Annotated in this window: 11 protein-coding genes; 3 read left to right on the top strand and 8 right to left on the bottom strand. The window is 47.5% G+C overall.

Annotated features, from left to right (window positions below):
* Window positions 1–72 precede the first annotated feature (72 nt).
* The 7 genes from AC6CIF_RS07950 to AC6CIF_RS07920 all read right to left on the bottom strand — a co-directional run bounded on the left by AC6CIF_RS07950 (window position 73) and on the right by AC6CIF_RS07920 (window position 7,992).
* The gene (locus AC6CIF_RS07950; protein WP_498198926.1) at window positions 73–1,815 is read right to left on the bottom strand and encodes an adenine deaminase C-terminal domain-containing protein; all 1,743 of its coding nucleotides are present in this window, start codon (window positions 1,813–1,815) and stop codon (window positions 73–75) included.
* Between the two features lie 176 nt (window positions 1,816–1,991).
* Window positions 1,992–3,050 carry an ABC transporter ATP-binding protein gene (locus AC6CIF_RS07945; protein ID WP_498198924.1) on the bottom strand — a complete coding sequence of 353 codons (1,059 nt, stop codon included), beginning with the start codon at window positions 3,048–3,050 and terminating at the stop codon, window positions 1,992–1,994.
* Window positions 3,051–3,068: 18 nt separating this feature from the next.
* Entirely contained in the window at window positions 3,069–3,860 is a 792-nt protein-coding gene (locus tag AC6CIF_RS07940; protein ID WP_498198923.1) for an ABC transporter permease, read from the bottom strand.
* Window positions 3,861–3,864: 4 nt separating this feature from the next.
* The gene (locus AC6CIF_RS07935) at window positions 3,865–4,686 is read right to left on the bottom strand and encodes an ABC transporter permease (RefSeq protein WP_036612869.1); all 822 of its coding nucleotides are present in this window, start codon (window positions 4,684–4,686) and stop codon (window positions 3,865–3,867) included.
* A gap of 219 nt (window positions 4,687–4,905) precedes the next feature.
* Entirely contained in the window at window positions 4,906–5,844 is a 939-nt protein-coding gene (locus AC6CIF_RS07930; protein WP_498198922.1) for a nucleoside hydrolase, read from the bottom strand.
* Window positions 5,845–6,112: 268 nt separating this feature from the next.
* The gene (locus AC6CIF_RS07925) at window positions 6,113–7,183 is read right to left on the bottom strand and encodes an ABC transporter substrate-binding protein (RefSeq protein WP_498199202.1); all 1,071 of its coding nucleotides are present in this window, start codon (window positions 7,181–7,183) and stop codon (window positions 6,113–6,115) included.
* 464 nt (window positions 7,184–7,647) lie between these two features.
* Window positions 7,648–7,992 (bottom strand): Na-translocating system protein MpsC family protein, encoded by a 345-nt coding sequence (locus tag AC6CIF_RS07920; RefSeq protein ID WP_017691786.1) that lies wholly within the window; start codon window positions 7,990–7,992, stop codon window positions 7,648–7,650.
* 374 nt (window positions 7,993–8,366) lie between these two features.
* On the opposite strand from AC6CIF_RS07920, the gene AC6CIF_RS07915 reads away from it, so the two are divergent.
* The 3 genes from AC6CIF_RS07915 (at window position 8,367) to AC6CIF_RS07905 (ending at window position 12,480) form a co-directional block, all read left to right on the top strand.
* The gene (locus tag AC6CIF_RS07915; RefSeq protein WP_498198920.1) at window positions 8,367–9,284 is read left to right on the top strand and encodes a hypothetical protein; all 918 of its coding nucleotides are present in this window, start codon (window positions 8,367–8,369) and stop codon (window positions 9,282–9,284) included.
* Between the two features lie 456 nt (window positions 9,285–9,740).
* Window positions 9,741–10,487 carry a DUF3105 domain-containing protein gene (locus tag AC6CIF_RS07910; protein ID WP_498198919.1) on the top strand — a complete coding sequence of 249 codons (747 nt, stop codon included), beginning with the start codon at window positions 9,741–9,743 and terminating at the stop codon, window positions 10,485–10,487.
* Window positions 10,488–10,761: 274 nt separating this feature from the next.
* The gene (locus AC6CIF_RS07905) at window positions 10,762–12,480 is read left to right on the top strand and encodes a methyl-accepting chemotaxis protein (RefSeq protein WP_498198917.1); all 1,719 of its coding nucleotides are present in this window, start codon (window positions 10,762–10,764) and stop codon (window positions 12,478–12,480) included.
* A 240-nt stretch (window positions 12,481–12,720) separates the two neighbouring features.
* Here AC6CIF_RS07905 and AC6CIF_RS07900 read toward each other — a convergent pair whose 3' ends face one another.
* The gene (locus tag AC6CIF_RS07900) at window positions 12,721–13,674 is read right to left on the bottom strand and encodes a nucleoside hydrolase (protein ID WP_017691781.1); all 954 of its coding nucleotides are present in this window, start codon (window positions 13,672–13,674) and stop codon (window positions 12,721–12,723) included.
* Between the last annotated feature and the right edge of the window lie 240 nt (window positions 13,675–13,914).

The raw sequence follows: 13,914 nt of genomic DNA, 5'->3' as shown, positions 1-13,914 counted from the left end.
TCTTATATATAAAAACACCCCATTTCACAACTCATGGTCATGAAATGGGGTGACGCTATTTTTTAATAAACTCTATTCTACAATCAACGATACAACCTTACCCGCATTCACATCAATCAGACCATGGTCCGTAATCTTCAGCGCGGGACTTACCGCAAGAGAGTGCGTGCTAATCGACATGATCGGGTTGTAATGTACATACCCAAGAGACAACATCGCTGCTCTCAGTTCCTTCACTTGATGGGATACCACTGCAAGTGGTTCCTCCGTCAAAATGCCACCTACGGGAAGTTCCAGATGGGACAACACCTTGCCATCTTCCACCACACAGAACCCACCCTGGCTCGAAATCACTGTGTTAGCTGCCAGTATCATATCTTCACGATTACGTCCTACAACCAGCAGGTTGTGATTGTCATGTGAATATGTCGTTGCAATGGCACCACGCTTGATGGTGTCTCCACCGATCAGACCATGTGCACGATTGCCGTTCACACCATAACGTTCAAAGGTAGCGATTTGAGCATATCCGCTTTCTTCCCATAACAATTCGCCATCCGCAGACTGAACCGGTGCAATATGTTCTTCTACAAAAGTAGAACCATCCTTCACCATCATGACGCGGCATTGGTGCTCACCTTCGCCAGCGAGATCAACACCTGATCCACTGACTTTTGGGTCTGACAACTGAATTGCAAAATCTGCTACGCCCAGCTTCTCCAACTGTACACTCTTATAGAAATGAGGTGGAAACTGCCCGGTTATGCGTTCCTGCTTATACGGTTCGTAATCGTCATAAGCTTTGCGGCCGTTTTTGTACACCTGATCAATAGCGAGCTCCTCCAGGTTAGATAACAACACATAATCGGCTACTTTGCCTGGGGCAACGCTGCCACGATCGGTCATTTTCATCCGGGAAGCAGGGGTTGATGTTGCTGCATAAATCGCGTCTTCCGGACGCATCCCCATCTGAATTGCCTTGCGTACGATATGATCCAGATGACCACGCTCCACCAGTGAATCCGGCATTACATCATCTGTTACAAAGCAGAAATGCTGCGCCACATCATGTTGAATCAGGTACTCCATGACTTCCGGGGTCATTGATTTCTCTTGAATTTCAATAAACATACCTGCCGCAATCCGCGCCTGTAATCCCTCAATGCTCTGATGAGTATGATCGGAATCAATACCTGCGTAGATCAGTCGATGCAGATCGAGTCCAAGCAGTTTCGGTGTATGTCCTTCGATCACAAGATCCGGATAGTTTTTGCGAATATGCTGTAAAATCTGGTTTGTCTTGCATTCCGGATCACGGATGACATCGACATAGTTCATGATCTCACCCAGACAGATGATCTCGCCAGTGGCGAGCAACACGTCCATATCTTCAATCTCGATCGAACCACCTGTTGTCTCCATCGGGGTTGCTGGAACGGAACTCGGGATCGCATAGAACATATCCACGGTGGTTTCCCGACTCACAGCCATCATCTCCTGCACACCCTCTAGCCCGAACACATTCGCCATCTCATGCGGTTCCGCTACAATGGATGTTACGCCGCAGCCAATCAGACCATGAGAAAAGGTTTCCGGTGTCACCATCGTACTTTCGATATGCAGATGGATATCAATCAAGCCAGGAATCATGTGTCTTCCTCGCGCATCGATGACTTCGTCTGCCTGAATCATCTCCGGTCCGCCGGGTCCAACATATAGGAATCTGCCGCCCAACACAGCAACGTTGTTCATTTCAAACCGTTTATAATAACTGTTATACACATGTACATTCACAATTAGTTGATCTGCACGCATGGGGCATAATCTCCTTCTTCACAAGCATTTCACCGCGATCCGGACTGGACAATGAATCTGCACTTTAATCAGATGTACTGCACTTGATTGCGCACCACTGCCATCGTCCGGGAATCATCGCATGAATTGCCTTCTTTACTGCTCTTATTTCTTAATGCTACTCGCTACATTCACGACTACTCTACCAATACAAGCTTGTCCTGTGGGAAGATCAGGCTAACACGTTGCCCGCTAAGGTATGGTGTTTCCATCTCCTGATTTGCTGTAAAGTCACCCAGTTCTGTCTCAATTACATACTGATAACTGCGTCCTAGATACGTGCTGACCTTGATAATCCCCGGCAAAGCATTCACCACATCCGCAGAGGTATCTCCACTAACGATCAGATCATCCGGGCGAATTGCACCTTTGCATGCACCGGGACGGGCTGTTCCGGGATGCGCTGTCGCTGTAAACGTGCGTCCACCTGCGCTCAGTGTGATCACTTCACCTGCATCAGTACGCTCCGCAAATTCAATGAAATTATGGAACCCGATGAATCGTGCTACAAACTCCGTTGCCGGATATTTGAAAATCGTTTCCGGGCGGTCGAGCTGCTCGACCACGCCTTTGTTCATAATCGCTACCTGATCCGAGATCGAGAAGCACTCTTCCTGGTCATGTGAGACATACAGTGTTGTAATGCCCAGCTCTTGCTGAATCCGGCGAATCTCCACCCGCATGTTAAGGCGCAGGTTGGCATCCAGGTTACTGAGCGGTTCGTCGAACAAGAGCAGGTCAGGTTCAATGACCAATGCACGAGCAATGGCTACACGCTGACGCTGTCCACCGGACAGTTCTTGTGGAAAACGTTTCTCAAATCCATTCAGGTTAACGACTTCCAGGATTCGCATCACACGGGAAGAGATATCCTTGTCTTTCACCTTGCGCATCCGCAGGCCAAAGGCTACGTTGTCATAGACAGACAGATGCGGGAATAACGCATAACTCTGAAATACAAATCCGAAGTTCCGCTTGTTCGCCGGAACCTTCGTATAATCCTTGCCGCCGAACATAAACTTGCCCTGTGATGCTTCCAGAAATCCGGCGATGAGGCGCAGCGTAGTTGTTTTGCCGCAACCGCTCGGTCCGAGCAGGGAGAGCAGTTTACCTTTTTCCAGCTCCAACTGAAAATCCTTCAGGATTGTCTGCTTATCGTATGCCACGGATACGTGGTCTAATGTCAGCAATGCCATAGCGTTCTGCGCCTCCAATTAACGTTTAGTAAAGTATGAAAATCCGCCCATGATCCGTTCGATCACGAACATTAATAGTCCGGTCAGTACCATCAACAGCACGGAAATCGCTGCAATCGTTGGGTCAAAATAATTCTCCACATACGTCAGCATCTGGATCGGTAATGTGCTTACCCCTGGTCCGGTCATGAACACCGAGATGTCCACGTTGTTGAAGGACTCCAGGAAAGCAATCAGCACGGCAGCGATAATTCCTGAGCGGATGTTGGGAAGCACGATCGTGAAGAACGTTCTTACCCGTCCCGCACCAAGACTCAGCGCAGCTTCTTCCACTGCAAAGTCAAAGCTCGACAGACTCGATGCGATAACCCGAATGATGAATGGAAGCATGATAATCGTATGACCAATCAACAGTCCGAGATACATTGGCAGATGGTAGATTACGATCAGATATTTCATCAATGTAAAACCAAGCACGATTCCCGGGATCAGTACCGGGGACAGGAACAGTGCGTTCAGCACGGACTTGCCTTTGAAATCGTAACGACTAAGTGCATACGCAGCCGGAACTCCGAGCACCAGTGCCAACAGGTTCCCCAGCAAGGAAATGATGATGGACGTCTGGAACGTGCGGAGGAAACCGCCTGTGTTGAAAATATTCTCATACCAGCGGAAGGAGAACCCTTCCGGCGGAAATTTGAGTACCGTTCCCGGTTCAAACGAAGTGATCGATATGATCAGAAGCGGGCCCAGCAGAAAGATAAAGACCAGCAGACTGAACAGGCCCAGCCCGATATGTTTCTCCCGCATATGTCTACCCCTTCGGATTTAAAGTTTTGGCCATTTTGTTCATGACACCGACCACGACAAATGTAATCACAATCATAATCGCGGCAACAACCGAGGCCAGATACCAGTCGTTGAGGGTCATGGCGTTCTGATACAGGAACGTAGCAATCACGCGCTGCTTACCTCCAAGGAGGGCAGGTGTGGTATACGCCGTGAGGCTTCCAACAAAGACAAGCACGGCTCCGATCACAAGTCCTGGAACAGCCAGTGGGAACACGACCCGGCGGAATGCCGTAATGCGCGATGCACCCAGACTTTGTGCTGCTTTGAGCAGGTCACCGTCGATGTTCTCCAGCACACCCACCAGAGAGATAATCATGAGTGGCAGGAACAGATGTGTCAGACCGATCATCATCGCTGCCGGCGTGTACAGAATGTCCAGCGGCTTGTCCACGATACCGAGGCCAACAAGGGTGTTATTGATCAGCCCTTTGCGTCCAAGAATGATCATCCAGCTAAACGAGCGCACGACCGGGCTCGTCAGCAGCGGGAAGATCGCCAGTGCCAGCAAAATGCCTTTGCGGCGTGGCGCTTTCTGCGAGATATAATAAGCTGTCGGGAATCCGAGCACCACACAGACGATGGTGGTGACCACGCTGACTTGCAACGTCGTAAGCAATATTTTCAAAAAGTATGGGTCTCTGAAAAAATGCATGTATCCTTCAAACGTGAAGGAGTTTTCTTGGAAAAACGTCGACCCGATCGTCAGGACAATCGGAATGATCATAAATGCCGCCAAAAACACGAATCCCGGCAGCAATAGCCAGTAGATTACTGATTTCTTCATCGCGATACTCCTGACATTAAAATGGTTTTATTCACACGTTAAAAGCACAACTTTACACTAGCTCACTCCGTGCCAGAAGAATCTTTCGATTGCTGTTATCCCCAGATTTTTTGATCCTTATTGAAAAGGTGAAATCCGGGGATAAAGGCGAACGCTTCGCTTCTCCAGCTTTCTTCTGTCACTACGTTATTGTGTAAAACATGAATTTAACTATCATATCTACGCATTTAACGCGTTGATAAACAGTTCAAGGAAGCTTTCTGCATCTACGGTTTCGCAGACAAGGGTGTTGGGCTGTTCGCCCAAACGGTTTTGGAAGTCGCATACCATCTGACCATCGCACAGGCGGCTGGCGGTTTCGACATCGACGTAGTACGATTTGCGTCCTACCAGTTCCGGGGCAAGGGCTACACCTACGGCTAGTGGATCATGTAAAGCGCAAGCGCGGACGCCGTTCATTTGTTCATAACGGTTGATATAAATCTCTGTGCTTTGAGCGACGTATGCACGAATTACAGGATCTGTGAGACGCTCGATCGTTGCTTCATTCAGCAATGTTTGACGCGTCACATCCAATCCGACTTGGGTAAGCTTCTCGATGCCTGCGTGCAGTACGATGCGTGCGGCCTCTGGATCAGCGTAGGTGTTGTACTCGGCGGTTGGTGTAATGTTGCCATGTCCACGAACTACGCCACCCATGAAGATGACTTCCTTCAATAAAGAAGGCAATTCAGGACACTTCATCAGCGCAAGTGCCAGGTTAGTTAAGGGTGCGGTCATAATTAATGTCAGTTCGCCCGGATATTGCTTGGCTTGCTCCACGATAAAGTCTGGCGCAAAACCTTCCTCGGCTTTCTTAGACACGGCCGGATCAGGCAGCGCACCACCCAATCCATCCTGTCCATGTACCCGATGTTCATAATGAGACTTGCGAGTGAGGGGTCCAATTGCTCCGGCAATGACCGGGATCGTTGGTGCACTCGCGAGTTCAAGAATTTTGCATGTATTCTCTGTTGCCTGCTGAAGTGATACGTTCCCACAGACTGTGGTGATGCCGAGAATTTCCAACTTCCGGCTTTTGACGGCCAGCAAAATCGCCAGTGCATCGTCAATCCCCGTGTCCACGTCCAGAATGATGCGATTTTGCGCTTCAATCATCCGTTCTCAACTCCTATACGGTAATTGGTTGCTTGCTGCAAATGATAAGTTGAACTAAAGAATATTTACACTTACCACTCCGATGACAGAATAACCTTCCGATCGCTGTTATCCCCAGATTTTTTTGAATCCCTTCTTCAAGGGGAAAATCCGGGGATAAAGGCGAACGCTTCGCTTCTTCACGTTATTTCTGCCCTCTCCGTTCTCGTGTAAAAAGTTTAGTTAAACTATATAGATCAAAGATAACTATTTAGTCGGTTACTTGTTTTTATTGTGCAATCTCACGGTTCCAGCGATCTGTCCAGCCTTTAACCTGTTGATTCACGAATTCCATATCCAGCTTGTTCAGCTTCTCAACAACTTCAGCGCCGTATGTTACGCCTTCTGCTTCTTCAGCAGTCAGTTCAACCTTTGTGTTAACCGGGGAATCGACTTTGGCTTTGGCAGATTTCGCTTGTACATCTTGGCTGAGCTGCCAGTTGATGAACTCTTCAGCGAGCTCTTTGTTTTTGCTGCCCTTCACGACATTGATCGTGTTCATCACGGCATATGCACCTTCGCTAGGTGTAACAAACTTCGCATTAGGCACGGCTGCTTTCAGATCTTTGAAATACATTTCCATGATCGGTCCGCCAGCAATCTCTTCTTGGGAGAACATGTTCACGAACTCGGAAGTTTGACTGTAGAATTTCACCACATTGCCGCTCAGTTTTTTCAGTTCAGCAAATGCCGCATCTTCATTAAACGTATCATTTCCGGCTACACGGGAAGCTGCATCTACAACCATTGGGCCTGCTGTTGCCGTAATATTCGGAATGGTCAGGTTACCTTCGAACGCCGGGTCCCACAGGTCACTCCATGAAGTGACTTCTTTGGATACGAGATCCGGGTTATAAGCGATACCGAGCTGTCCAACCGTGTAGGCCGGGCCATAATCTTCACCAAGTGGTGCTTTGGCAATATCATAAATGTCATTTACATTTGGAATTTTGGAGCGGTCGATTTTCTCAAACAGACCTTCATCGATACCTTGTTGTGCATAATAATCAGACAGGTAGATAACATCGACATTTGATGTACCTTGACGAATTTTGTTCAGACGTTCAGCGTTATTGCCGACTTCGAGCACGATGTCTACATTATGTTCTTTTTCAAAGGGGCCAAATACCGATTCATTGAAGAAATCTTCCGAGAAGCCCCAAGTGGAGATCACCAATTTGTTAGCTGCTGTTCCACCACTGCCTGATCCGCTTGTTGCATCCTCCGTACTGCTGCCACAACCTGCAAGTAATACCGATGTCATTGCCACTGCTGCCAAACCGCTAATCCACTTTTTCATCATGATCCTTATTCCCCCTGATATGTGTGATTTAACAACCCAACCATTAAGTTGAACTAGCTTACATGCTCTGCTAAGCATTTACACATAACGGAGAGGACAGAAATAACCTGAAGAAGCGAAGCGTGCGCCTTTATCACCGGATTTCACCTTTTAAAGGATCAAAAAATCTGGGGATAACAGCGATCGGAAGGTTGTTCTGTCATCGTGTGCCCGTGTAAATTACGTTAGTTGAGTGTGTATAGTTCGACTTAAAAAACAAAAAGAAAAGTGCTCTTGTATAAACAAGAACACTTTTCTTCGTAAACAAAGGAAAGCGACACCCGCTGCCGGTACATCATCGGTTTCTGCTTCAGAATCAATCCAAAGACAGACGCCATCATATGAAATTGTACGGAACCTGATCATGAATCCGGCCATAACCTCTCTATACATCAACAAGAATTAATCCTGCCGATCCATCCTTAGGCCTGTTCCAGAATCACATTTGTGATCGCCCACTGAGTGGACGCATCATAATCCCGCAATATAGCTTCAATTGGCAAACCCATGTGTTGCTCGAGCTTCTCCCGGAATTTCTTCTTATATAAGACAGACATGCGGAAGTCCACTTCCAGCTTTAAGCCGGGGGCCTCCCCTTCCAGGGCGTCAGAGCGCGGTGAACGTCGGTGCTTCGCGTAGAAGGTCACAATATTCTGGTCAATGGTCACTCTCAGGAGAGTGGTGCCAAATCCGAACAGTTCCTTCGAAATTTCGTTATAATACTGGCACATCTTCTTCTTGCTCTCATTGCTGTCCAGTAGTTCCATGAACTCACCCACATCTCTTACTACCGTACATTCGACGTGTTAACACGATTGATTATACATAAATATACGATCATAGGCAACCCAAAAGATATAGTTAACATGATAATAACACATAAAAGCGAACGATGAGACATTAACAGCAGAAAACAATTCGGCTTATACCACAGTGAATTTACATTAATATGCCTGCATGTCATTCCTATACTATTGTTGCTTCTACACTCCGCTTTAATACACAGGATTCGTGGCTTTGTTTCAACTTTCCCTAAATGGGCACTAATTCCTGCGAAACATAGACAAACTTCGTCATTAACCGTTAAAATGAGACACAATGTTGACATGTTTTTATTTTCTAGAAATTGGAGGCTTAACCCATGAAATGTCCAGTATGTAATCATGAAAATGGAGATGCCCATTTTTGCGAGAGGTGCGGCTCTAATCTAACGCAAACAACCTCATCACCAACTCCTGTACCGAACCCGGAATCTGCTGCTGCTTCCGAACCCGAATATACCCGTTGGTCCAGCACGCAGGCTACCTCTTCCCAGACATCTGCTCCATCCAACACACCATCCGTCTCCATTCACAAGGAACAGGCGAGAGAATCAACAGGTACCAATGACCATTCTTCTGTAGGAGGCAATAACTCCAATCAGTGGAATAATATTGTGCAGAATGAGAAAGTTCAGCAAGCCAAAGAAGTAAGTAAACAGTATCTGTCCTATTTCCTCAGTGTATTGGCCCGTCCTTATCAGACGATGAAAACCGTTGGCGACCAGCATTCACTAAACGGATGGCTAACGATGGCGCTAATTGCAGTTCTATCTTCTACATACTTCTTAATTACCTTTAGTCGCATAGGCATGGACGGCTTGTTCATTGGTGGATTTTTAAGACCGCTGTTGTTCACCGTCATTATCCTGATTGCCTCTATTGCACTGATGTACGCTATTCTGAAGATTGAAAAAATAACCTTCCGCCCCAAAACACTGGTTGCCCAGTTTGGTACATTGCTTGTTCCTGCTGTCGTATCCCTTGTTCTGGCGAATCTGTTTATTATCATCTCGTATTCCATCGCGATCTCATTGCTTGCTGTCTCGTATATCATTATCTTTGTTGCTCTGAACTCGGTGCTGTTCCAATATCCACTGAATCGCACCCAAGCAGCCATCGACAGCATGTACAGCGTACTGATCGCCAATGTGGTCGTGTTCTTTATTCTGTATCGATTGTTGGGTGAGATTATTATTGGACTGATTGGCATGATGCTTTCGCCGTTTGGTCGTCTGTGAATTAATATAAGTTGAACTAAAGATTATTTACACTTGTTACTTCGATGACAGAACAACCTTCCGATCGCTGTTATCTCCAGATTTTTTTTAATTCACTTTTTGCAAAGTGAAAATCTGGCGATAAAGGCGAACGCTCCGCTTCTTCAGGTTCTTTCTGTCCTCTACGTTTTCGTGTAAATGAATATTCCAATAGATATAAATTTTCCTGACTCTTTTGATTTATATTAAGGCGCTCCCTGCTCACGCGGGGAACGTCTTTTTTGGTTTTATAAGGCAGCATTGCGCTGGTATGCATCATACACTATAATGTGTAGTGCAACAGTTATGTTCTTATTTACGTAACAAACACGGAATCAGCAACTCCCGTTACGTAATGAGTGGATTCACCATTGCCACAAACACTACATTTCGTAGTGTATTAATCGCGATTTTACAAAGAAAGCAGAGGAACTCTCTATGGACATGACTCATATGAATCATATGCAAATGGAGCACGAGGCAGGTACATCCTACCTGTGGCTCATCGTAGGTGTAATCGTATTACTGTTCTCCATCGCCGCCTATATCTGGGCATCGCGCACACAGGGCAAAATCCTGGGCCACATGAAAAAGAAAGAGCGGGCGGACATCCAGAAAAAAAGTCGATCCCTTCGGCTGGCTGCACATTTAATGATGGCTGTGTCGATTATTACGTTTGGCCTGTTCTTCATGCAAGGGGCAGGTAAAACATATAATGTAGCCGATCTCGAGTCTAACGCAACAATCGACGTGACGGACGATAAATATTATGGGGCTGACCATACGGAGGACCCCATTCAGTATGAGATGACAATTCCAACATCGGGGCCTCATAATCCCCATGATATCAAGTTTGGATTTTACACCGACTTCCCGGGCTACAATTACCTGGTACACAATCTGGAGCACGGGGATATCATCATCTATTATCGTGAGAACGCAAGTGAGGATTTGAAGGAACATCTGAAATACCTGGCCAAATTCCGCGAAGCCGGAGCAGGTATTCTGGCTGTACCCAACAAGGATATTCCCGAAGGCAGTGAAGTCGTGGTGACCGCATGGACCAAAACAATGAAGCTCGACCAATTCGACGATGCCAAGGTAGGTACTTTTATCAATAAATATATTAATCAGGGACCTGAAAAGATTCCTGCCTCTGTTCGCCAGGGCGGCGGAACGATGTAATGACGTAATCACTCAGTCATATGAAGCCCCTCTAAGTAGTAACAATGAGGTGTGTCCCAATGATGGGCATGGTCAATATAGGATTGAAACGAAACTAGCTCCCGGATCAAATTGACTCGGGGGCTAATTCTTTATCGACCGGATGCCGATATTTCAAGTAGAAAATGGTATATTTGATATACAATACATACGAACCAAAAGAAGAACGACAAGCACCAAGTAAAGAGACAAAAAGAAGATTGATTCAACAGATCAAGGGGGAACACTTTTACCAATGAACAGTTTGTTTATGAGGATCTTTTTATTTTTTTCCTGTCTGATGCTGGCCGCGGGTGCGGTTCTTGGCATTACCATGTACCGTTCATCGGCTCAACTGGTCGAGCAATCCATGGGGATGCAGGCACAGGCTGTGGGTGAACGGGCAGCTGCATTAATTGACACCTCTCTGTATGCACCACTCAGTACCGGACAGAACGAGACAGCGTATTACGGCATATTGCGTGAGCAGCTTAGCCAGCTGCGCGAGGCCAATGGACTTAAGTATCTGTACACCCTTGGTACACGCGAAGAAAATGGAACAAATACATATTTCTACGTTGTGGATGGGGCTGCTGCCGATGTGGCAGAGGATGACTTCTCACCTTACGGTTCCGCAGAAGAGACCCATTATGAAGGAATGCTGCAAGCTTTTGAACAGAATGAGCCTATTCGGGGCGAACTTACACAGGATGAATATGGCGCTACCATTACAGCCTATGTGCCGATCCATGGGGCTGACGGAAAAGTACTGGGGCTGGTCGGTGCAGATCTGGACTCCACTGCGGTCTATGAACTGATGTCCCGCAACCGTATGACCATGATCTGGACAGCCTTGGCTATTGTTCTGCTGAGTGTCTTGTTGGTGTATGGATTCGCCCACTACTTGACCCGTCCATTGGTGAAGTTGAAGAAGTTAATTACCCAGGTAGGAAAAGGCGACCTGACCGTCAACGTTGAACTTAGTCGCAAGGACGAGGTAGGGCAGCTCGCTTCCGAGTTCAAACATCTGGTTACAGGTACTCGTGATGTCATGACGGGCATCCGTCAAAGCTCCGACTCTCTGCTACAGGCTGCAGAAGGAGTATCCAAACATTCGCAGGCAACTGCCGAAGCTAGCCAGCGTATTGCCGAGCATACGAATCATACGGCCAATGGAGCTGCTGAACAGGTGGCTCGTGCGGGCGAAGTTACGGTAGCTATGGAAGAGATTACACGCAGCATGCAGCATATTGCGAATTCTTCCTCCATGGTTGCGGATGTCTCACAGGAAACGACCAATAACGCGGTGCAAGGTCAGGCCAACATCAACACGGCGATTGACAGTATGGACAAAATTCATCAAGCGAATGTGCAGATGGTGGCCTCCACCTCTCAGCTGGAGCAGTACTCAGGTAAAATTGAGTCGGTGGCACACCTGATGAAAGGCATCGCTTCACAGACCAATCTGCTTGCACTTAATGCAAGTATTGAGGCGGCTCGTGCAGGAGAGTATGGCAGCGGGTTTGCCGTGGTTGCCTCAGAGGTTCGCAAGCTTGCGGGGGAATCGGAGCAATCGTCCCAGCATGTAACCGAACTGATCGCCGAGATGACACGCCAGACTGCCCTGTTGTCAGAACATATGTCTGCCAGCACATCAGCAGTCCAATCCGGTCTCGCTGTTGTTCAGGAGGCAGGCCGTTCATTCACATCCATTCATACCGGGATTGAGACGATGAATGAACGTCTGCACGAAGTATCCGCAGCATCCGAGCAGCTGTCTGCCAGTGCAGAAGAAGTATCCGCTTCCGTGGAGGATATGGAACATATCTCACGCGAATCCTCTTCGAGCATCCAGAAGGTGTCTCATGCTACCGAAAGCCAACTGCAATCCATGGATGAGATGAGTGCATCCGCCGAATCTCTGCGGGTATTGTCCAGTGAGCTGAACGGATTGATTGGTCGATTTAAAATATAGCGGGCAGCTTAGATTGCTATATAGATCGGCTATATAGATTGAACTAAAGAATATTCACACATGCCACTTCGATGACAGAACAACCTACCGATCGCTGTTATCAATCTATATAAATCAGCCCAAAACAAATAGCCGCACGGCAGTGACGGGATCATGGGGTTTAACCCCATATCCAGACCACTGCCTGCGGCTTTATCTTTGTTGTACCTTTAATGTTGGCAAGCCTTACGGCTGCCTGAATTAGTAGCGCTGCGGAGCAGCTTTTTTACCCAAATCCGTCATGTACGTAAAGAACGCTTCCGGATCGGTATCATACACCAGTTGTACTGGACGTCCGTCTGCTTGCTCCACCGTGCGGCCCTGGCTAGGACCATCCGGGATGACAATACAGTTCACGGTTTTTTTCTTCACGATGTCCTCGCGTCCAACGGAAGCCGTTGTCAGCACATCCCACAGATAGTATGTGGAATTTGTCTCACTGTACACCAGTGGCGGACAACCTGCGTAACAGTTACCCAGGAAATCGACGCCTTCGAAGCGACGCTCTGCTGCCCAGCGGTTACGAACGGCTGGAGTCAGAGGTACTTTGTTGGTGCTTTCCAGTGCAACCAGATCGATCTGGATGCCGCTCTGCCATACACGGTAAGCCGCTTCCGGGTCCCAGAATACGTTCCACTCTGCTGTGCCATCATGCTCAGGCTCTTCTACGTTACCGCGCTCGAATGTACCACCCATCCATACCAGCTTGTCGATTTTCTCTTCAATGTCTGGTGCTTCGTCCAGTGCACGCGCAAGGTCAGTCAGTGGGCCTGTGAACAAGAGCAACGTTTTGCCTTCGGTATTGCGCACTTTCTCGATCAGATGCTGGTGTGCCGGAACGGCAGAGAGTGGAGCTTCCATTTTGCCGGACTCGTTCAGTACAGGAAGTGCATCTACATAGAAGGAATGCAGTCTCCACGCCGCAGGAAATGGATTTTTCCCTCTGGAGTTGGATTTGGATACCTCTACGGAATATGTACCAAAACGATCGATAATTTTACGGCTGGCATCTGTTGCTGGCTCCAGATATCCGTCTGCCGGAATAACCGATACGCCGGTTACATGTACATTGTCCATTTGCAGAAGCATGAACAGCGATACGAGGTCATCCACGCCGCCGTCATGGTTGAAATACACATTAAGTTGGTTCGTCATGCTTGCTTTCATCCTTCCCCTGGTTGTCCCATTGATGTTGATCATCCGTCTGCCCAAGGCCGACGCTCTCTCTATTATGTCCCATAACCCTTGGCTACGTAAACCTTCCCCATGCAAAGAAAACAAGGATCACGCCTCATCCTGCGGATATTTTACAGTTCCACCATTCCATCTCAGGAGAACAACTGGTAGAGGTCATTTTCGTTCGGAAAATAAAGAAATGGACAGCAGGCTTGAAGC

Source organism: Paenibacillus sp. GQ49, assembly GCF_059759055.1.
Note: the sequence above shows the minus strand (reverse complement) of the source record. Positions and strands in the feature narration are given on the sequence as shown.